The sequence below is a fragment of the Kitasatospora sp. NPDC052868 genome (genome assembly GCF_044547105.1).
In the GTDB taxonomy this organism is placed as follows: Bacteria; Actinomycetota; Actinomycetes; order Streptomycetales; family Streptomycetaceae; genus Kitasatospora.
In genome coordinates, this window is record NZ_JBITZW010000005.1 from 263,621 (window position 1) to 283,370 (window position 19,750).

The 19,750-nt window shown below is 72.5% G+C and carries 18 protein-coding genes and 1 tRNA gene; 6 read left to right on the plus strand and 13 right to left on the minus strand.

The features are described from left to right. Positions 1–61: 61 nt before the first annotated feature. Together ACIGZJ_RS11850 and ACIGZJ_RS11855 are read right to left on the minus strand one after the other, a co-directional pair. Complete coding sequence (locus ACIGZJ_RS11850) at positions 62–1,111, minus strand: family 2 encapsulin nanocompartment cargo protein polyprenyl transferase (RefSeq protein WP_396457034.1); 1,050 nt, start codon at positions 1,109–1,111, stop codon at positions 62–64. 81 nt (positions 1,112–1,192) lie between these two features. Then, the gene (locus ACIGZJ_RS11855; RefSeq protein ID WP_396457035.1) at positions 1,193–2,620 is read right to left on the minus strand and encodes a family 2B encapsulin nanocompartment shell protein; all 1,428 of its coding nucleotides are present in this window, start codon (positions 2,618–2,620) and stop codon (positions 1,193–1,195) included. A gap of 448 nt (positions 2,621–3,068) precedes the next feature. Here ACIGZJ_RS11855 and ACIGZJ_RS11860 point away from each other — a divergent pair, with 448 nt between their 5' ends. Then, on the plus strand, positions 3,069–4,127 hold the full coding sequence (locus tag ACIGZJ_RS11860) for an ATP-grasp domain-containing protein (protein WP_396457036.1): 1,059 nt from the start codon (positions 3,069–3,071) through the stop codon (positions 4,125–4,127). Between the two features lie 33 nt (positions 4,128–4,160). Here ACIGZJ_RS11860 and ACIGZJ_RS11865 read toward each other — a convergent pair whose 3' ends face one another. The 3 genes from ACIGZJ_RS11865 to ACIGZJ_RS11875 form a co-directional block, all read right to left on the minus strand. Continuing rightward, entirely contained in the window at positions 4,161–4,706 is a 546-nt protein-coding gene (locus ACIGZJ_RS11865) for a methylated-DNA--[protein]-cysteine S-methyltransferase (protein WP_396457037.1), read from the minus strand. A 161-nt stretch (positions 4,707–4,867) separates the two neighbouring features. Continuing rightward, on the minus strand, positions 4,868–5,101 hold the full coding sequence (locus ACIGZJ_RS11870) for a hypothetical protein (RefSeq protein ID WP_396457038.1): 234 nt from the start codon (positions 5,099–5,101) through the stop codon (positions 4,868–4,870). A gap of 270 nt (positions 5,102–5,371) precedes the next feature. Continuing rightward, a complete protein-coding gene (locus tag ACIGZJ_RS11875) occupies positions 5,372–6,667 on the minus strand; it encodes an MFS transporter (protein ID WP_396457039.1) in 1,296 nt (431 codons plus the stop codon). Positions 6,668–6,871: 204 nt separating this feature from the next. Here ACIGZJ_RS11875 and ACIGZJ_RS11880 point away from each other — a divergent pair, with 204 nt between their 5' ends. Continuing rightward, a complete protein-coding gene (locus ACIGZJ_RS11880; RefSeq protein ID WP_396457040.1) occupies positions 6,872–7,735 on the plus strand; it encodes a hypothetical protein in 864 nt (287 codons plus the stop codon). A 554-nt stretch (positions 7,736–8,289) separates the two neighbouring features. Then, a complete protein-coding gene (locus ACIGZJ_RS11885; RefSeq protein ID WP_396457041.1) occupies positions 8,290–8,811 on the plus strand; it encodes a hypothetical protein in 522 nt (173 codons plus the stop codon). 288 nt (positions 8,812–9,099) lie between these two features. Here ACIGZJ_RS11885 and ACIGZJ_RS11890 read toward each other — a convergent pair. After that, positions 9,100–9,173: transfer RNA gene (locus ACIGZJ_RS11890), tRNA-Thr, on the minus strand. A gap of 281 nt (positions 9,174–9,454) precedes the next feature. On the opposite strand from ACIGZJ_RS11890, the gene ACIGZJ_RS11895 reads away from it, so the two are divergent. From ACIGZJ_RS11895 to ACIGZJ_RS11905, 3 genes are all read left to right on the plus strand, one after another. Then, on the plus strand, positions 9,455–10,546 hold the full coding sequence (locus ACIGZJ_RS11895) for an ABC transporter ATP-binding protein (RefSeq protein WP_392937222.1): 1,092 nt from the start codon (positions 9,455–9,457) through the stop codon (positions 10,544–10,546). Between the two features lie 159 nt (positions 10,547–10,705). Then, positions 10,706–11,146, plus strand: a complete 441-nt coding sequence (locus ACIGZJ_RS11900; protein ID WP_392937220.1) for a hypothetical protein — start codon at positions 10,706–10,708, stop codon at positions 11,144–11,146. 36 nt (positions 11,147–11,182) lie between these two features. Beyond that, positions 11,183–11,950, plus strand: coding sequence for an NDP-sugar synthase (locus ACIGZJ_RS11905; RefSeq protein ID WP_396457042.1), 768 nt, complete (start codon positions 11,183–11,185; stop codon positions 11,948–11,950). Positions 11,951–12,131: 181 nt separating this feature from the next. Here ACIGZJ_RS11905 and ACIGZJ_RS11910 read toward each other — a convergent pair whose 3' ends face one another. The 7 genes from ACIGZJ_RS11910 to ACIGZJ_RS11940 all read right to left on the minus strand — a co-directional run bounded on the left by ACIGZJ_RS11910 (position 12,132) and on the right by ACIGZJ_RS11940 (position 19,363). Continuing rightward, positions 12,132–13,760, minus strand: coding sequence for a DoxX family membrane protein (locus ACIGZJ_RS11910; RefSeq protein ID WP_396457043.1), 1,629 nt, complete (start codon positions 13,758–13,760; stop codon positions 12,132–12,134). 285 nt (positions 13,761–14,045) lie between these two features. Next, the gene (gene rlmB, locus ACIGZJ_RS11915; RefSeq protein WP_396457044.1) at positions 14,046–15,041 is read right to left on the minus strand and encodes a 23S rRNA (guanosine(2251)-2'-O)-methyltransferase RlmB; all 996 of its coding nucleotides are present in this window, start codon (positions 15,039–15,041) and stop codon (positions 14,046–14,048) included. Between the two features lie 135 nt (positions 15,042–15,176). Next, positions 15,177–16,571 (minus strand): cysteine--tRNA ligase, encoded by a 1,395-nt coding sequence (gene cysS / locus ACIGZJ_RS11920; protein WP_392937211.1) that lies wholly within the window; start codon positions 16,569–16,571, stop codon positions 15,177–15,179. Between the two features lie 132 nt (positions 16,572–16,703). Further along, positions 16,704–17,099, minus strand: coding sequence for a PPOX class F420-dependent oxidoreductase (locus tag ACIGZJ_RS11925; protein WP_392937209.1), 396 nt, complete (start codon positions 17,097–17,099; stop codon positions 16,704–16,706). Between the two features lie 230 nt (positions 17,100–17,329). Then, entirely contained in the window at positions 17,330–17,839 is a 510-nt protein-coding gene (gene ispF, locus ACIGZJ_RS11930) for a 2-C-methyl-D-erythritol 2,4-cyclodiphosphate synthase (RefSeq protein WP_396457045.1), read from the minus strand. Between the two features lie 13 nt (positions 17,840–17,852). Then, positions 17,853–18,602, minus strand: coding sequence for a 2-C-methyl-D-erythritol 4-phosphate cytidylyltransferase (ispD, locus tag ACIGZJ_RS11935; protein ID WP_392937629.1), 750 nt, complete (start codon positions 18,600–18,602; stop codon positions 17,853–17,855). Between the two features lie 278 nt (positions 18,603–18,880). Then, positions 18,881–19,363, minus strand: coding sequence for a CarD family transcriptional regulator (locus tag ACIGZJ_RS11940; RefSeq protein ID WP_030244332.1), 483 nt, complete (start codon positions 19,361–19,363; stop codon positions 18,881–18,883). Between the last annotated feature and the right edge of the window lie 387 nt (positions 19,364–19,750).

The window sequence follows — 19,750 nt, forward strand, 5'->3', positions numbered from 1 at the left end:
GGCAGCGGGACCGGGGTAGGGGCGGGGGCGGGGCGGCAGGTGCGACGCCCCGCCCCCGGGCTCAGTGCGTCCGGCGGGTGACCAGCTCGGCCAGGGCGAGGAGTTCATCGGCCGCGGACGGCTCGGGAACCGCGGTGGCCAGCTGCGCCATCGCGGCGGCCATCCGCTCGCAGGACTCACCCTGGGCCCAGCCCCGACCGCCGGCACCCTCGACAGCGGCCGCGCACCGCGCCAGCTCCTCCGGGGTCAGCTGCCGGTCGAGTGCGTACAGCTCCGCCAGCCCGGCGCCCTCCGCCGTACCGGAACTCAGCGCCGCCACCACGGGCAGGGACTTCTTGCGCGCGACCAAGTCCGCTCCGACCGGCTTGCCGGTGACGGCGGGATCACCCCAGATCCCGATCAGGTCGTCGATCAGTTGGAAGGCCAGACCGATCTCACGGCCGAAGCCGTCCATCGCCTGCACGGTCTCCTCCCCCGCACCCGCGTACTGGGCGCCCATCGCGCAGGCGGCCCCGAGCAGGGCGCCCGTCTTGGCCTCCGCCATCGCCAGGCACTCGGTCAGCGAAACGTCACTGCGCTGCTCGAAGGCGCAGTCGATCTGCTGGCCCTCGCACAGCTCGACCACGCAGTCGGCGAGCCGGCGCACCGCGGGCCTGGCGGCCGGGTGGGCGTCCTCGGCGAGGATGCGCAGCGCCAGCGAGTGCATGGCATCCCCCGCCAGGATGGCCTCGGTGGTGCCGAACACCCGCCAGGCGGTCGGCCGGTGGCGGCGGGTCTCGTCGCGGTCGATGACGTCGTCGTGGAGCAGGGTGAAGTTGTGGACCAGCTCGGCGGCGGCCGCCGCCGCGGTGGCCGAGGCCGGCACGCCCCCGAGCGCCTGGGTCGCGGCCAGGACCAGGGCCGGCCTGATCGCCTTGCCGGACGGCGCGCCGGATGGTGTCCCGTCGGCCTCCCACCAGCCGAGGTGGTAGCCGGCGACCTTGCGCATCGCACCGGGCAGCGAATCCACGGCGGCCCGCAGTACCGGGTCGACCAGACTGCGCGCCCGGGCAAGCACGTCCTCCGCCTCGTGCCCCTCCCGATGGTCCCGCTCAAGCGTGAAGATTCCCATGGTCCTCCCCCTTGTGTTCGGTGGTGCCGCCCGGCCGGACATGGGACTTCCGGCCTGGCGGCGCCCTTCCGACCGAATCGGTCAGGAAGTGCGATGTGCGATGTCGACGCTTTCGAGGACGCCGACGGCATCGGGCACCAGAATGGCCGCGGAATAGTAGGCGCTGACGAGGTAGGAAATGATGGCCTTCTCGCTGATCCCCATGAAACGAACCGAGAGGCCCGGCTGGTATTCATCGGGAATTCCGGTCTGGTGCAGACCGATGACGCCCTGATTGTCCTCACCGACCCGCAGCGCGAGGATCGAGCTGGTGTGCCCGCCGACGATCGGGATCTTGTTGCACGGGAAGATCGGCACCCCGCGCCAGGCCGAGACGTGCCTGCCCTGGACCTCGACGGTGCCCGGGTAGAGGCCCCGGCTGTTGCACTCCCGGCCGAAGGCGGCGATGGCCTTCGGGTGGGCGAGGAACATCTTGGTGCTGCGGCGCCGGCTGAGCAGCTCGTCCATGTCGTCCGGGGTGGGCGGGCCGGAGTGGGTCTGGATCCGCTGGTCGTACGCGGCGTTGCCGAGCAGGCCGAACTCCGGGTTGTTGATCAGCTCGAACTCCTGGCGCTCGCGCAGCGCCTCGATGGTCAGCCGGAGCTGGTGCTCGGTCTGGTTCATCGGCTGGTTGTAGAGGTCGGCGACCCGGCTGTGCACCTTGAGCACCGTCTGCGCGACGCTCAACTCGTACTCGCGCGGCTTGAGCTCGTAGTCCACGAAGGCGCCGGGCAGCTCGTACTCGCCGTGGTGGCCGGCCGACAGCCCGATCGCCGCCTCGCCGTGCTTGTTCTGCGGCTGCTGGAACCCGGCCAGGTACTCCATGATCTGCAGCTGCAGCGCCTCGGAGCGGTCCGCCAGCTCCTGGAAGGCCGACCGCTCCAGGACCATCACGGTGCCCGCGGTGGCGGCCTTCACGGTGTAGGGCCAGGTGCCGTCCTCCTGCTGGAGGGCCTCGTCGCCCAGGTGGTCGCCGTCGGCGAGGGAGCCGACCACCGTCTCCTCGCCGTACCTGCCGGTGCCGATCCGGTCGATCTTGCCGTGCGCGACGATGAAGACCTCGTCGATCGGCGCCCCCGAGTCGACCAGTACGTCACCCACGGCGAAGTCCCGCTGGACGAACCGGCCCGCGAGCTGCTCCAGGACCGCGTCGTCCTCGAAACCGCGTAGTACCGGCACCTCGCGCAGCGTGGGCGGCACGATCCGCACCTCGGGGCCCGTCTTGACACAGCTCACCCGGCCGCGGCCGACCGAGTAGCGCAGGCGACGGTTCACCCGGTACGTACCGCCGGACACCTCGACCCAGGGCAGCATCCTGAGCAGCCAGCGCGGGCTGATCCCCTGCATCTGCGGCGCGGACTTGGTGGTCGTCGCGAGATTCCGCGCGCCCGCAGTGCCGAGACTCTGCTGCTGGCCGGACTGTGGCAGCCCGCCCGGCGCAGGAATACCGACGTTGGTTTCGGTCGACATAGGGAGCCTTTCGCATACCCGATGAGGTGTCGCCTTGCAACAATCATGGTGCGCCCATTCAGGGGGTGACCGCAATCACTCTTTCGAGTGGTCGGAATAACCGAACAAATAGGACGAGTAGATCACCTGATCGATATGCGTTCGGCCGATATTCGAACGGATCGGAACCGGGCATTCCGGTCTGCCAAGGCCCGCTCGGCACCGGTCCGGCACCGCCCCGACGGCCGGTCGACGACACCCGACGGGCGGCTCTCCGGACTGTCGACGGGTGTCCCCCGGGACGCCGCCCGACCGGTCCCCGGCGCGGTTCACGCAGCCGACCACCCGCCGTTCACTCCGGGGAAACGGACCGCTAAGGTGCCACCTCAAAGGGCCACGGGGCCAGTTGACGAGTGTGGCCGGACCGGATGCCCTCCCCCCTCGTTCACCCCTGCCCTGGGAGGCCGTCATGAGCGCCCCCGTACGTGTCTGGCTCAACCGCACCTACGCGGAGAACGTCTTCTTCATCGAGCTTCTCCACGCCGCCCCGCGCCCGGTCGAGGTCCACGCCACCCACGTCGACCTCGACTCGCCCGTCCTCGCCGCCGCCGACCACGGCGCCCTGGAACCCGGCGACCTCACGCCGGACGCCTATGTCGCCTTCGCCCTCGACTACTGCGCCCGCCACGCCATCGACGTCTTCGTGCCCCGGCTCAACCAGCTCGCGATATCCCTGCACCACCAGGAGTTCGAGGCGATCGGCACCGCCCTCGCCTGCCCGCCCGCCACCGCGATCGCGGCCTTCGACAGCAAGGCGGACGGCTACGCCGCCATCGCCGACGCCGGGTTGCCCACCCCGCCCTGGTGGCAGGTCCGGACCGCCGACGAGCTGCTCGCCGCCGTCGAGCGGATCGAGGCCGCCGGGCTCACCGCCTGCCTCAAGCCCTCCTCCGGCGCCGGAGGTGAGGGCTTCCGGGTGCTCACCCGCGAGCCGTTCGGACTGCACCGACTGGCCGGCTGGGACAGTCGCGTCCAGGTCGACCAGGTCGCCGCCGCGCTGCGGGCCTCCGAGGACCCGGCAGACCTGATGGTGATGCCCTACCTGGACGGTCCCGAGGTCTCGGTGGACTGCCTGGCCGACCGGGACGGCACCCTGCTCGCCGCCGTCGGCCGCAACAAGCACCGGCGCCGCCGCAGCTTCACCACCGAGCCGCGCTACCTGGAGCCCGCCCGGCGGCTGGTCGAGGCCACCGGCATGGCGTTCCTCTCCAACGTGCAGTTCCGCCACCTGGCCGGGGAGCCCGTGGTCATCGACGTCAACACCCGACCCTCCGGCGGCCTGCACCAGTTGAGCCTGTGCGGCCTCAACCTCCCGTGGAACGCCGTGCAGTTGGCACTCGGGGAGCGGCCCGACACCGGCCCGGCCGGGGACTTGGCGGGCGTCGAGTACACCCTGGTCTCCGGCATCCAGCCCGTCCTGCCACGCCAGACGCCGTTCGATCTCGTCACGGCCGAACTGGCCTACTGACCAGGCCGGTTCGACCCGCGGACGCACCGGCCCCTAGAGCGGGCCGCTCCAGTCCAACGTCGGCTCCAGCACGCCCTCCAGGGTGAGCAGCCAGCGCTTCACCTCGATCCCCACCCGGCCGCCGCCGAAGCCGCCGATCCCGTCCGCCGCCACCACCCGGTGGCACGGCACCAGTAGTGCGACGGGGTTGGCGGCCATCATCTGCCCGACCGTCCGGGCCGCCAGCCCGGGCTCCGCGACATCCTCGAACACCCCGCTACGGGAGGCCAGTTCACCGTAGGTGATGGTCCGCCCGTACGGCACGTCGCGCCACAGCGTCTGCAGGACCGCCCGATGCGGCCCACTGCTCATGCTCCAGTCGATCGGCAGCCCCAACTCGCGGCTGCGGCCCGCGAGATAGTCGGCCATCCGCCCGGTCACCGCGGCGATCTTCGACTCGTCCGTGCAGCGCGGGAGCTCGTCGAGGTGCTCCAGGTACCCCGCCGACGCCACACCCAGCGGCGTCACCGCGACATGCATCGGCCCGCTGGGCAGCGGGGTCGGCACGGTCAACCAGGACAACGACCGGGACTGCGGCACGCTCGGGCCCCCACCCTCCACCGGACCGGCCGCCGCCGCCCACGGCGGCACCCGCGGGGCGCGCGAGGACCACCCGCCCCGCGCGCCATCGTACGGCGGCACCTGCCCGCCCGGCGGCCCGTCCGGTGGGGCCGACGGCGGGAGGGGCCTCGTGGAGTCCGTCAGAGCCGTCCCTTCAGCTCCCCGGCGAGCGCCCGCGACCAGCGGGAGAGCTCCGCCCGGTCGGGCGCCCGGCCCTCGCACAGCGCGGCCAGCTGCGCGTCGTTGATCCGGTTCGGCCCCGGGATCTCCAGCAGGTAGGCGAGCTCGTCCAGTACGGTCGCGAGCCGCTTGGCATCCATGTGGTCGAGGGCGACCGTCGCCTCGTGATGGCTGATGGTGGAAGAACCGGGCATGGCCAACCTCCTTCGTTCGCCCCCGCACTCCCTCCACCGTACGACCGCCGCGGTCGCCGTGCCTCCCCCGGCGGGCCGGGAGGGGCGACGGCCGGCGCACGCCCCGTCTCCGGTGACCGATCCGGACCGACCGCACGCGGAGCGCGGCGGCGCACAGGGGGTGACGCGGTCCGGTACAGCCGGTGACGCGGTCGGTCGGGGTGACGCGGTCGGTCGGGGTGACGCGGTCCGGTCGGCCGCCCCGGCAGCCGCAGATCCCCCGGGCGGCCGTCACCGCCCCGGCGCCGGGTGCGGCCCGGGCGAGGCCTTCCGGCCGGCGTCCCACCGCCGTGCGCTCACCGCCGGTACCGCCAACACCACCGCACCGGCGGCCAGTTGCCAGAGCGCTCCGGACAACAGCACGGCGGGCGTGCCGATCCGGTCGGACAGCGGACCGGCCGCCGCCAGACCGACCGGTCCGAGGACGAACGCCCCCAGCCCGCCGAACGCACTGATCCGGGCCAGGACTTCGGCCGGCACCCAGCTCTGCATCGTGGTCGCGTACAGCGTCCCGCAGACCGCCGAACCGACGCCCGCGAGCAGTGCCGCCGCGGCCGTCCAGGCCAACGAGGCGCCGACCGCGAGCGCCGCCGAGGGCAGCGCCCAGCCGAACGTCGCCACCGTCGCCACCGCGAGCGGCCGCCCCGGCCTGCGCCCCAGCATCAGCAGGCCGCCCGCCACCGCCCCGGCCCCGTACACCGCCATCACCAGCCCCCAGCCGCCCGCGCCGCCCAGCCCGCGCTGCGCGGTGAGCGGGCCGAGCACCAGGAACGGCGCCCACACCAGCAGGTTGAACAGCCCCATGTGCAGCGTGGTGATCCAGAGCCAGGACCGCGAGCGGAACTCCGACCAACCCTCCCGCAGATCCGCCGACAAGGAGGCGGACCGCTCCGCCACGACGGGCGCGGACGCCGGGAGCCGGGCCAGGGCGAACGCCCCGATCCCGTAGGTGACGGCGTCGACCATCAGCACCGCGGCCGGACCGTGCACCGCCGTCACCACCCCCGCCACCGCCGGACCGGCCACCGTGGACACCGAACGGGCCAGCCCCAGCAGCGTGTTGGCGTCCGAAAGACGCTCCTCGCACCGCAGCAGACCGGGCACCAGCGCCCCCAGCGCGGGCAGGAACATCCCCTCGCCGAGGCCCCAGACGGCGACCAGCACGACCATCGTCCAGATCGACGGACGCCCCGCCAGCAGCACCCCGGCGAACACCGCCTGCACGGCGCAGCGCAGCACGTCCGCGGCCAGCATCACCCGTCGGCTGCCCAACCGGTCGGCGACCACCCCGCCGAGCACCATCACCAGGACGATCGGCAGGATCCGGGCCGCCATCACCCAGCCCAGCTCCGTCCCGCCGCCCCGGCCCGTACCGCCCGCGTCGTCGAGCACCGCGAAGGCCAGTGCCACCGGCGCCATCGAGGACCCGATCAGCGAGGTCGCGTAGCCAATGAAGAACCACCTGAAGTCACGTTCGCCCAACACGGCCAGCCGGCCCGTGCGGCGGATCTGCACATCCACTGCCATGGGCGGCAAGTCTGCTTCCGGTCGGGAGGCCGCACAAGGCTTTCCGGTGGAAAACTTGAGCCTGATGCCATCAATTTTCCCCACCCCCCTTACTGTCGCAGTAAAACTCCCCAAAAACCTGCTGCCACCTGCTCTTTACTGCGCTAGCCTCCTGTCGTTCGACACCACCACCCGGCCACATTTACTGCGGAAAGCGAGCGTCTGATGCCCCAGCTCCCACCCGTCGAGTACGCGGTCGCCGTCGATCGCTACCTGGCCGCCTCCGGGCTCGGCGCCGGCTCCCGCCGCATCTACCGGATCGCCCTCGACACCTGGGCCTGGGCCCTCGCCGACCGCCCCGCCCCGGCCGGCCCCGAACGCCGCCGCGCGAAGCCGCCCGTCCTCCCGCTCGCGCTGCTCGACCACCCGGACTCCGCCGCCCGCCTCCACGCGGCCGTCGCCCACCGCTCCGCCGGAACCGACCCGCGCACCCTCAACCGCGAGCTGTCCACCCTGCGCGCCGCCGTCACCTGGTGGCGCGCCCAGGGCTGGATCGACACCGACCCCGCCGCCGCCCTGCGCCCACAGCCGCTCCCCGCGGCCGGCCCGCCCGCGCTCGGCCCCGACGAGCTGCACACCCTCTTCGCCCTGCGCGCACCCCTGCGCGAACAGGCCCTCTGGCACCTGCTCCACGAGAGCGGCGCCCCCATCGAGGCCGTTCTCGCCCTCGACGCCGACAACCTCGACCTCCCCGGCCGCCGCACCCGCCCCCCGGCCACCCCCCTCACGTGGCAGACCGGGACGGCCCGCCTGCTTCCCCTCCTCCTCGCCGGCCGCACCACCGGCCCGCTCTTCCTCACCGACCGCCGCGCCCCGGCCACCACCCCCGCCGCCGACCGCTGCCCGCACACCGGCCGCGCCCGCCTCTCCTACCGTCGCGCCGCCGAACTCTTCACCACCCTCACCCGCCCCCTCACCCCCACCACCCCCTGGACCCTCCGCCAACTCCGCCCCACCGCCCCCGAAAGCACCCGTCGCCGAGGCGGTGACCGGAGCGCCCGAGCAGGCCACCGCGACGACGACCACTGACCGATCGCCAGGAACGCCTGGGCGGCGCGTGCTACAGATCGGAAACAGTGATCGTCCGGGCTGTGCGCGGGCAGCCACGGCTGGGGCATATTCCTTCCAGGTCCACTGATCCTCCACCGCATCGTCACTCGACCTCCAGGAGTTCGCAGATGCACGAGAAGCCGTCCGGGATACCCGCACAGCCGTCGGACAGGAGCGTCCCGCCACCACCCCCGTCCCCGCCCGCCTACGGTCCGCCTCCACCCCCGTCCCCGCCCGCCTACGGTCCGCCTCCACCCGCGTACGGGCCGCCGCCGACCGGATGGAACCAGCCGGCACCGGCCCGGCCCTCCCGCACCGGTCCGTGGATCGCGCTGGGGGTCGTCGGCGCGATCGTCCTGGCCGGCACGGCGTTCGCCGTGACGAGGTCGGAGGACGGCACGCAACCCGGCACGGCCCCGGCGGGTACTGCGGCGGCTCCGGCCGGAGGTGCGGCAGCACCGGCGTCTGGCGACACAGGGGCAGCCGCCGGGGCGGGTTCGGGGAATCAGGCGCCGGGCACGGCGAGCCAGACGATGGGTCGCCTCCACCTGCCCGACACCTTCCTCGGGATGAAGCGCGACGACAACGCCCCCGAGGCCGCGGCGATGCGGCAGCAGGCCGAGGCCATGGTGCGGGACGACCCGCACAAGCGCGTCATCGTGACCTCGTACAAGAGCGGCCAGTTCGGGGAGAACAACGCGTTCGTCGTCGCGGTCGAGAACGACGTCCCGTTCTCCGAGAAGGACCGCGCGGAGGCGCTGACCGGCATAAACGACGGCTCGGCGGAAACCCCGGGCATGAAGGTGACCCACGGCGAGGTCAAGGACGCGGACCCGGGACCGCTGGGTGGCGTCATGAAGTGCAAGGTGACCTTCACCAAGACCGACGCGCCGGACGCCTTCGGCAACGACCTGTTCAGCGCGACCAACTGTGCATGGCTGGACGGAAACACCTACGTGACCGTCACCGAGGGCAACAGCGCGACCGGGCACGACCTCGCCAAGGCCGCGGACCACGCCCGCCAGTTCCGCGCGCAGGCAGAGACCCGCCGGTAGCCCGCCGACTCCGAGGCCAAGCGCGCCACCGGCCCACTGGTCAGTGCGGGCAGTGGCCGGGTCGGTGCGGTGGCGGCGTCGAAACGCCCGGGTTGGTGACGCTGCCTGTCCGGCTCCCGCGTGCGGCGCGTGACGCCTGACGCCGCGTGGCGCCGAACCTACGGGTCGGCGCCACGCGGCAGGCTTCGGCGGTCCGGCCCCACGCGAACGGCCTCGGACCAGGAGTCCGAGGCCGGTGATCAAGCTCCCAGAAGGCCAAAGCTGCAGCTCATCCGGGGTGGCGCGCTGAGCCCCCTGTCGGGTTCGAACCGACGACCCCCGCTTTACAAGAGCGGTGCTCTGGCCAACTGAGCTAAGGAGGCATGGTGACCGTCCGCGATGGATCACGGCGGCACCGGGGGCAGTCTACCGGGCCGGGGTGGGGCGGTGGTGGCATATCCGGTGGGTCGGCGGGCGGGCAGGCGTGATGGAACCGATGCCGAAATCAGGTGGACCGGGGGCTGACAAGCGGCGGAAGCGCAGGTAGCGTCGCCGGGAGTCGGGCCGGGTGGTGGTTGAGACCACTGGACGGGTCCGGCGAACGACAATCCACCCTTTACTCGGATCGTCCGGCACGTTCCTGCCGGTGAAGGAGAGCACAGCCATGGCTTCTGTGACGTACGACAAGGCGACCCGTGTCTACCCCGGCGCCGACAAGCCCTCCGTGGACGGGCTGGACCTGCACATCGAGGACGGCGAGTTCCTCGTCCTGGTCGGCCCCTCCGGCTGTGGCAAGTCCACCAGCCTCCGCATGCTGGCCGGTCTGGAGGACGTCAACGGCGGTGCGATCCGCATCGGCGACCGCGACGTGACGCACCTTCCGCCGAAGGACCGCGACATCGCGATGGTGTTCCAGAACTACGCGCTGTACCCGCACATGACCGTCGCCGAGAACATGGGCTTCGCGCTGAAGATCGCGGGCGTCAACAAGACCGAGATCCGCGCCAAGGTCGAGGAGGCCGGCCGGATCCTCGACCTCACCGACTACCTGGACCGCAAGCCGAAGGCGCTCTCCGGCGGCCAGCGCCAGCGTGTCGCGATGGGCCGCGCGATCGTCCGCGAGCCGCAGGTCTTCCTGATGGACGAGCCGCTGTCGAACCTGGACGCCAAGCTCCGCGTCTCGACCCGTACCCAGATCGCCGGGCTGCAGCGCCGCCTCGGCATCACCACCGTGTACGTCACCCACGACCAGACCGAGGCGCTCACCATGGGCGACCGGGTCGCGGTGCTCAAGGGCGGCGTGCTGCAGCAGGTCGACACCCCCCGCAACATGTACGACCGGCCCGCCAACCTCTTCGTGGCCGGCTTCATCGGCTCGCCCGCGATGAACCTGGTCGAGGTGCCGCTGGTCGACGGCGGGGTGAAGTTCGGCGGCTCGGTGATCAACATCTCCCGCGAGGACCTGGCCGGCGCCGGCACCGACAAGACCGTGACCGTCGGCATCCGCCCGGAGCACTTCCAGGTCGTCTCCGAGGGCGGCATCGAGGGTGTCGCCGTGACGGTGAACGTGGTCGAGGAGCTCGGCTCGGACGGCTTCGTCTACGGCACCACCAAGATCGGCGGCGAGGACAAGGACCTGGTCGTCCGCGTGCACGGCCGCCAGATCCCGGCCCGCGGCGAGACGGTCCACGTCGTGCCGATCGCCGACGAGACCCACGTGTTCTCCACCAGCACCGGCGCCCGCCTCAGCAGCTGAGCGAGTACCCGCAGCGCGCCACGGAGCCCCGTCGGACCCGGCAAGGGTCCGGCGGGGCTCCGCCGCGTCAACACGCTGAAGGGGCGAACCCGGACACGGTGTCACTCGATGGTGTAACGGAGGGCGATCCGGGGCCCACCCAGCGCTACTCTCCTGAGCGTGAAGCAGCTTGTTCGCCGCATCGGCCAAACCATCGCCCTCACCCTGCCCGTGGTCCTGGTGACCACCGGCACCCTCGCCGTGACCAGGGTCCCGTGGGCCCCGCCCACCGGGCTCGATCAGCAGGTGGTGGCGGCGTCCAGCGGGGACGGCGCCGGGATCGGCCGGGCCGGTGCGGGCAAGGCCCCGGACGGGCTCGCCCCGCAGGAGTCGCTGCGCGTCGCCCTGCTCGACGAGCTGCGCGCGCACAACCCCGGCAGCGCGCTGGACCTGTTGGAGCGCTCGATGCTCGAACAGCCCGCACTGACCCCGTACTGCTCCTCGCTGGCGACCGAGCTGGGCAAGGCTGCGGTGCGCAAGTACCAGGGTGACGTCCAGCGGGCCCGGACCTTCGCCCGGCCGGTCTGCGACGGCTCCTTCGCCTCCGGTACCGCCGGCTGACAGCCGCCACGGGGGCGCCCCGCCTATTGTTCAGGCATGACCGCTGAGAGCACGCCCCCGCAGTCCCCGAGGCCCCAACCGACCGTCGTCACCCAGGCGGTGATCCTGGCCGGCGGCCAGGGCACCCGGCTGCGGCCCTACACGGACGACCGTCCGAAGGCCCTGGTCGAGATCCCGGGGACGGGCGTGCCGATCCTCGGGCACCAGCTGGCCTGGCTCGCCTCCGAGGGCGTCACCGACGTGGTCATCTCCTGCGGACACCTGGCCGAGGTGCTGGAGGAGTGGCTCGACAAGGCCGACCTGCCGCTGAGCGTGCGGACCGTCGTGGAGGCCGAGCCGCTCGGGCGCGGCGGCGGGCTGAAGTACGCCGCCAAGGCGCTGCCCCGCCCCGAGGAGCCCTGGTACGCCACCAACGGCGACATCTGGACCCGCTTCAGCCTGCGCGACATGGCCGCCTTCCACCACGAGCGGGACGCCGTCGCGACGCTCGCGCTGGCCCGGCCGCGGATCCCCTGGGGGGCCGTGGAGACCGACCAGTTCGGCAATGTGCTGGACTTCATCGAGGCTCCGCCCTCGCCGTTCCTGATCAACGCCGGCCTCTACGTGTTCAGCCCGGAGTTCGCCGAGCTGCTGCCGGACGTCGGCGACCACGAGCGCACCACCTTCCCGCAGTTGGCCCGCGGCAAGCGCCTGGCGGGCTACCAGCTGCCGCAGGGCGTCTACTGGCGGGCCATCGACACCGCGAAGGACCTCACCGAGGCGGCCAAGGAGCTCGCCGCAGGGGTCGGCCGCACCCCGCAGTAGCCGCGCGGTCGGCACCACCGGCCGGGCGAACCAAGCGCTATGACAGCCGCGCCAGACGGCAACCACCCGGCAACCAGGCACAGCAGAAACTATTGGCCGGGTGCTCCCCCACGGAGCACCCGGCCAACTCGTCCGCCCTGCCGGGCGGTGGAACCGCAGGACCGCCGAGCGGTCACCACGGTCAGGTGGACGTCGCCGCCCCCGGCCGCGAGGCCCGGCCGCCGCCCAGCTCGGCCAGCGGTCCGCTGCCCAGCACCCCGCCCAGCAGGCCGGATCCGGAGCCGGACGCGCTGCTCGGGCTCGGCTTGGGCGCCGTCCCCGAACTGCCGCCCGGCGCCGGAGTGCTGCGCTGCGCGGGCGCCGACCCGGCCGGAGCCGCCGCCGTCGGAGCCGCCGGAGCCGGGCTCGCCCCGGCCTCCGGCTTGGTCGAGCGGGCCTTGCCGCTCGGGGTGGGCGTCACCGCCTTCGGCGAGGCCGACCCGGTGGACGCCGACCCGGCCGGAGCACTGGCCGCGGGCGAGGCCGGACGCGAGGCCGTCGGCGAGGGCGAGGGCGAGGTGGTGGACGGGCCCTGGCCCCCGGCCGGGGCGGACGGGCCGCCGGACGGCCAGATCGGGGTGCCGTAGTCGGTGGCGGGCCTGGTCGGCGCGGGGTGCGGCCGACTGCCGGTCCGGACCGCCGCACCCAGCATCGAGCCGAGCAGCAGGGTCAGACCGACCACCACCGAGGTGACCACCGCCCCCCGGCGCAGCACCCGGCGGCGCTGCGCCGCCGGAGCGCCGGAGCCGTGCCGCCGCCAGGCCTCCAGGTTGAGCCGCCCGTCCAGCGAGGCGAACGGCGCACCGGCGATCAGCAGCGGGCTCCACGCCGCCAGGAAGATCAGGTCGGGGGTGTCGTAGACCGGCACCGACCGCCAGCTGACGGTGAACAGCAGCGCGGCGGAGAGCAGCATCGCCGCCCCGGCCGCGAGCCGCTGCCAGAGACCGAGGATGGTCAGCACGCCGACCACGATCTCGGTGAACGACACCACCAGGCCGGAGCCGACCGGGTGCGCCATGGCGAAGGCCAGCAGCGGATCGGCGACCTTCCACGGGTGCAGCGAGGAGAGCCAGCGCATCATCGAACCGCGCTCGCCACCGTCGAAGTACACCGGGTCGCAGAGCTTGCTGAACCCGGCGTAGACGGACAGCGAGCCGAGCACCACCCGCAGCGGCAGCAGCACCAGGCCGAGGTCGACCCGGCGACCGGGGTACCACGGCTGCTTGGCGTCGCCCGCCGCGGCGGAGACCTCGGGCAGCTCACCGCTCGGGGTCCAGCCCTGCGGTGCGCCGACCGGGCCGATGCCGGCCTCGGTCGCACTGCCGGTGCCCTCGCGCGGCTGGCGGGGGACGGTCCGCGCACCCGCGTACGGCGCGATCAGCTGGGTGTCGCCGTCCGCCGGGACGCCGCCCGCACCGACCCGCGCGCCCACCCCGGCCGGGGTCGGCACGGTGGTCAGCCGGACGGCCTCCAGCAGCTGGGTGGCCGCCAGGTCCCCGGGGGGCGCCTGACCGGTCCAGGTGACGGCGGTGACCCGGCCCTTGCGGCGCTGCGCACCCGCCCCGCCGAGCGCGGGCACGGTGGAGGCGGGCACGATCACCTGCGGGGTGACCAGCGGACGGCGGATCAGGCCCTGGGTGTTGTACGGGTCGCCGAACGCGGCGCCGGGGGACAGCAGTCCGGCCGGAGCGTCGATCAGTGGCGCCACCGGTGCCGCGAGCCGGAGCCGGAAGCTCGCCTGGGTGCTGCTGAGTCGAGCGGGGTCGGACATCACCTTGACGGTGTTGAGGCCGGGGCCCGCGTCTATCCCGGTACTGCCGCCGCCCAGCAGGGGGCGCCGAGGTGTTCTGGTGTCCACACCCGTCTAACCGGGTGACACCCGGTTAGGACACTCTCCCGGGTGGATTCCCGGCGCCCCCTTGAAATGATCATGAGAAAAGCGATCGGGCCCGGTCGAGCCCGATCGCTTCCCATCCGGATTGCGGGGAATTCAGAAGATCCCCCGCGCGCCGGCCCTCGACTGTGATCGGCCTTGACCGACCCGTCCGTACCGGTCTCAGCCGACCTTGCTGCGCATCCGCGCGGCCTCGTACAGGACGATGCCGGCCGCGACACCGGCGTTCAGCGACTCGGTGGCACCCGGCATCGGGATCCGGACCCGGATGTCGCAGGTCTCCGCGACCAGCCGGGACAGGCCCTTGCCCTCGCTGCCGGCCACGATCACGATCGGGCCGGTCAGCGCCTCCAGGTCGCCGATCTCGGCCTCGCCGTCGGCGGCCAGGCCGACCACCAGCAGACCGGCCTTCTGGTAGGCCTCCAGGGCCCGGGTCAGGTTGGTGGCACGGGCCACGGGCAGCCGCGCCGCCGCACCGGAGGAGGTCTTCCAGGCACCGGCGGTCATGCCGGCCGCGCGACGCTCGGGGATGACCACGCCGTGCGCACCGAAGGCGGCGGCCGAACGGACCACGGCGCCGAGGTTGCGCGAGTCGGTGACGCCGTCCAGCGCCATGATCAGCGCGTCCTCGCCGGCCTCCGAGGCCCCGTCCAGCAGGTCCTCCGGGTGCGCGTACTCGTACGGCGGGACCTGGAGCACCAGGCCCTGGTGGTTGAGGCCGCCGGTCATCTGGTCCAGCTGCGGGCGCGGGGCCTCCATCAGCGGGATGCCCCGGTCGTTGGCCGCCTGGAAGGCGTCGCGGACCCGGTCGTCGGTGTCGATGAACTGCATGACGTACAGCGCGGTGGCCGGCACGCCGCCCTGCAGCGCCTCGACCACCGAGTTGCGCCCCACGACCAGCTCGGCTGCACCGGCGCCGCCGCGGCCGCCCCGGCCGCCGCCGCCGGCCCGGCGCATGCCGGCCCGGGCCTTGGCGTCCCGCTCACGCTTCAGCGCGGCGTTCGCCTGGCGCTGCTTGGGGTGTCCCTTGCGCTCCGCGCCGGGCGGGGTCGGGCCCTTGCCCTGGAGTGCCTTCCGGCTGTGGCCGCCGGTACCGACACTCGCGCCCTTCTTCGATCCGGGGTTGCGGCGGTTCCTGCGTGCACTGTTGCCGGCCATGGCTGTACTTCCTGTCTGTCCGGCATGCCCGGCCGCACCGGTGAACCCGGTGGCGGCCGACGGCATGCGCTACGTCATGCGGGAGGGCCGCACCGGTCCGGTACGGCCCACCCTCACCCCAGTCGTCAGATGGGGTTACTGGTTGTTGATCGTCCAGCGCGGGCCGGACGGGGTGTCCTCGATCGCCAGCCCGGCCAGGCCGAGCTGGTCGCGGATGGCATCCGCGGTGGCGAAGTCCTTGCGCACCCGGGCCGCCTGTCGCTGGTCCAGGACCAGGCGAACCAGCGAATCGACCACGCCGTGCAGGTCCTCACCGCGCTCCGCCCCGGCCCACTGCGGGTCGAGCGGGTCAAGACCCAGCACTCCGAGCATCGCACGGACCTCGGCCAGACGCGCCACCGCGTTCTCCTTGTCGTCCGCGGTGAGGGCGCTGTTGCCCTGGCGGACGGCGGTGTGCACGATGGCCAGCGCCTGCGGTACGCCCAGGTCGTCGTCCATCGCCTCGGCGAAGGCCGGCGGCACCTCGGGCGCGGCGTCGACCGCGCCGCAGCGCTCGACCACGCGCTGGATGAAGCCCTCGATCCGGCCGAAACCGGCCTCGGCCTCGCGCAGCGACTCCTCGCTGTACTCGATCATCGAGCGGTAGTGCGGGGCGGCGAGGTAGTAGCGCAGGACGATCGGACGCCAGCGCTCCACCATCTGGGAGACCAGCACCGAGTTGCCGAGCGACTTGCTCATCTTCTCGCCGCTCATGGTGACCCAGGCGTTGTGCACCCAGAAGTTGGCGAAATCGTCGCCGTACGCCTTGGACTGGGCGATCTCGTTCTCGTGGTGCGGGAAGATCAGGTCGATCCCGCCGCCGTGGATGTCGAAGGCCCGGCCCAGGTACTTGTGCGCCATCGCCGAGCACTCCAGGTGCCAGCCGGGACGGCCGCAGCCCCACGGGGTGTTCCAGCTCGGCTCGCCCGGCTTGGCGGACTTCCACATCGCGAAGTCGCGCGGGTCCCGCTTGCCGGTCTCGCCCTCGCCCTCGGGCTGGCGCAGGTTCTCCAGCTTCTGGTTGGAGAGTTGGAGGTAGCCGGGGTAGGACTTCACGTCGAAGTAGACGTTGCCGTCCGCGGCGTACGCGTGCCCCTTGGCGATGAGCGCCTGCATCATCTCGATCATCTCGGGGATGTGCCCGGTCGCACGCGGCTCGACGGTCGGCGGAAGGCAGCCGAGCGCCGCGTAGCCGTCGTTGAAGGCCCGCTCGTTGGCGTAGGCGATCTGCCACCAGGGCGTGCCCAGCTCGCGTTCCTTGGCGATGACCTTGTCGTCGATGTCGGTGACGTTCCGGGCGAAGGTCACCTGGTAGCCGCGGTAGGCGAACCACCGCTGCATCACGTCGAAGTTGAGCCCGGACCGGATGTGCCCGATATGAGGCGCCGACTGGACGGTAGCGCCACACAGGTAGATCGAGACACAACCCGGTACAAGCGGGACGAAGTCGCGTACCTGGCGGGTGCTGGTGTCGTACAGGCGAATGCTCACAGCGTCAAGCGTAGTGGGCAGCAGGGGGTGCCCCGCGACATTCTGAAATGTCAATACCGCGGCAGCGCCGTTTCGCGTACGTGACTTTGCGGAGGCACCCCCTCCGGGACGCCTCCGCCGCCCCGCCCGGGATCAGAGGTTGCCGACCGCCTTGCGCGGGCTGAGCCGGACCACGACCCGCACGTCGTCCGGGCCGTCGAAGCCGTAGGAGTCGTCGCCGCGGTACTTGCGCGCCAGCTCGTCGATCAGCTCCCGGCCGCCCTCCCGGGTGAAGGTCACCTCGCCGCGCAGCTCCACATAGGTGTAGGGGCTCTCCGGCGGGTTGATCACCAGCGAGATCCGCGGGTCCTTCACCAGGTTGAGGTGCTTGCGGCGGCCCTCGACGGTGGAGAACAGGATGTCGTCGCCGTCCCGCTTCACCCAGACCACCGAGGACTGGGGGCTGCCGTCGGGCTGGATCGTGGAGACCACGGCGAAGCTCTTGCCGTCGATCAGGGCCTTGGCCCGGTCGGAGAGGTGTGCGGCCATCGGGGGACCTCGTCTCGTCAAGCGGCGTCGGGAAAGGGCCTGCCGAGTGGCCCGCACCGAACGGTAGCGACTTCCAACCCGGCACGGTGTCCTGAACACCCGTCAACACCCGGGTATTCCCGATCGACCACCCGGACCGAGGCCCCGAAGCCTCCGAGGCCCCTGGATCCCCTGAAGCCCCCGGAGACCAACAGGACCTCCGGAGGCCCGGCGTCAACGGCAGCCCGGTGTCAGCGGCGCTCGTAGACCAGAGCGGTCGCGATCGCCGCCAGGCCCTCGGCCCGGCCGGTCAGCCCGAGGCCGTCCGTGGTCGTGCCGGAGACGGAGACCGGCGCGCCGACCGCGGCCGAGAGTGCGGCCTGCGCCTCGTCCCGGCGCTTGCCGATCTTCGGCCGGACACCGATCACCTGGACCGAGACGTTGCCGATCTCGAAACCCGCCGCCCGGACCAGCCGGGCCGCCTCGCCGAGCAGCGTCGCCCCGGAGGCGCCGGACCACTCGGGCCGGTCGGTGCCGAAGTGCGCGCCCAGGTCGCCGATCCCGGCGGCCGAGAACAGCGCGTCGCAGGCCGCGTGCGCGGCCACGTCGGCGTCCGAGTGCCCGGCCAGGCCGTACTCGGCACCGGGCCACTCCAGTCCGGCCACCCAGAGCGGGCGGCCGGCCTCGAAGGCGTGCACATCGGTGCCGACGCCCACCCGGGGCAGGACCGGCGGCGCGGCGGCCTGCGCGGCGACCGGCATGGAGCCAGCGGAATCAGAAGCCATCGGAGGCCCTCCGGCGGGCGAGTACGGCCTCGGCGAGCACGAGGTCCAGCGGACGGGTCACCTTGAACGCCTCCTCGTGGCCGGGCACCACGACCACCCGGCCGCCGAAGCGCTCGACCAGGCCGGCGTCGTCGGTGACCGGCGGCAGACCGCCCCCGGCCTCCTCGGTGAGCGCCTTGGCGTGCACCTCGGCCAGCGTGGCGCGCTGGAAGCCCTGCGGGGTCTGCACCGCGCGCAGGGTGGCCCGGTCGGGCGTGTCGAGCACCGGCTCGGTCCCGCCCGGGTTGGGCTCGACCCGCTTGACGGTGTCGGCCAGCGGTACGGCGGGGACGACCGCCTCGGCTCCGGCGCGGACGGCGGCGGCGACCGCGTCCACCACCTCGACCGGCACGAGCGGACGGGCCGCGTCGTGCACCAGGACGATCTCCACCTCGGCCGGGATCGCGGCCAGCCCGAGGCGCACCGACTCCTGCCGGGTCGCGCCGCCGGCCACCACCCGGATGTCCTTGCCGTCCAGGCCGTGGCTGTCCAGCAGGGCGACCACCTCGGCGACGCCGTCCGCCGGGGCTGCGACCACCACCAGGCCGACCGCCCGGCTGCGGGCCAGCGCCCGGACGGCGTGTACCAGGAGCGGCACCCCGCCCAGTTCCCGCAGGGCCTTGGGGGCCCCGGGCCCCAGTCGCTCGCCGCGTCCGGCGGCGGGCACCACTGCTGCTGCGACTGCTGCTGTGGCGTTCAGGTTTCACTCCTTCGGCGAAGTGGGTATGGCCTTGGCGTGCACGACGGGCGCGGACCCCTTCCGAAGCAGTACGGTCCTCCGCCCGCAGAAACGGTCTTTCACATGTGAACGGGGGAACGGTTCACCGGCGCGGGGTGCGGCCGCCTTCCGGGCACGCCTCAGCGCCCGAGGTGCCACTGCACCACTCCAGGACGGTTCATCCTGTGAGCGGCGCGCGGACATCGGGCGCTGTGAGCGTAACGGGCGCTTGAGCGGGGCAGGGCGCGAGCCCGACCGCACTACGAGGCGAGGACCTCGTCGAGCAGCGTCTCCGCCTTGTCCTCGTTGGTGTTCTCAGCCAGCGCGAGCTCGCTGACGAGGATCTGGCGGGCCTTGGCGAGCATGCGCTTCTCGCCGGCCGACAGACCGCGCTCGCGCTCGCGACGCCAAAGATCGCGCACAACCTCGGCGACCTTGATAACGTCACCCGAGGCGAGCTTCTCGAGGTTTGCCTTGTAGCGACGGGACCAGTTGGTCGGCTCTTCGGTGTACGGTGCGCGAAGCACCTCGAAGACCCGGTCCAGACCCTCCTGGCCGACTACATCGCGCACGCCGACGAACTCCGCGTTCTCGGCGGGCACGCGGAGCGTCAGGTCTCCCTGCTGCACCTTGAGCACCAGGTAGGTCTTGTCCACACCTTTGATCTGGCGAATTTCGATGGCCTCGATCAGCGCGGCCCCGTGATGGGGGTAGACCACCGTGTCGCCAACCTTGAACGTCATGTGACAGGACCCCTTCCGTGGCTTTCCAGAATAACACGCTTTTCGGCGCACCCGAAGGGCGTTTTCGCAGGTCAGGGCCGGTCTCGGGGCTTGACAAGGACCCCCATGACGTGCTGCGACCAGTGTTCGACGCAGGCTTCCCGCAGGTCGGAGGCGGTTCCGGCGCCCGCCGAAACCTGCGGCAACACTCCCGAAACCGTGATTGGATCTTGAGTTTTCACCGTTTATCGGGCCGTTTCCCGATCGTGATCCGATCTTGGTCGACTCCGGGCGCGCCGCCGCAGCGGTTCCGCGGGCATTACCCGACCGTGCCGCCGGTCGGCGCGCCCGGGTCAAAGCTTGACCTGAACACGTGGAACTGCGGCCGTACGGGCGCCGGGCAGGGGC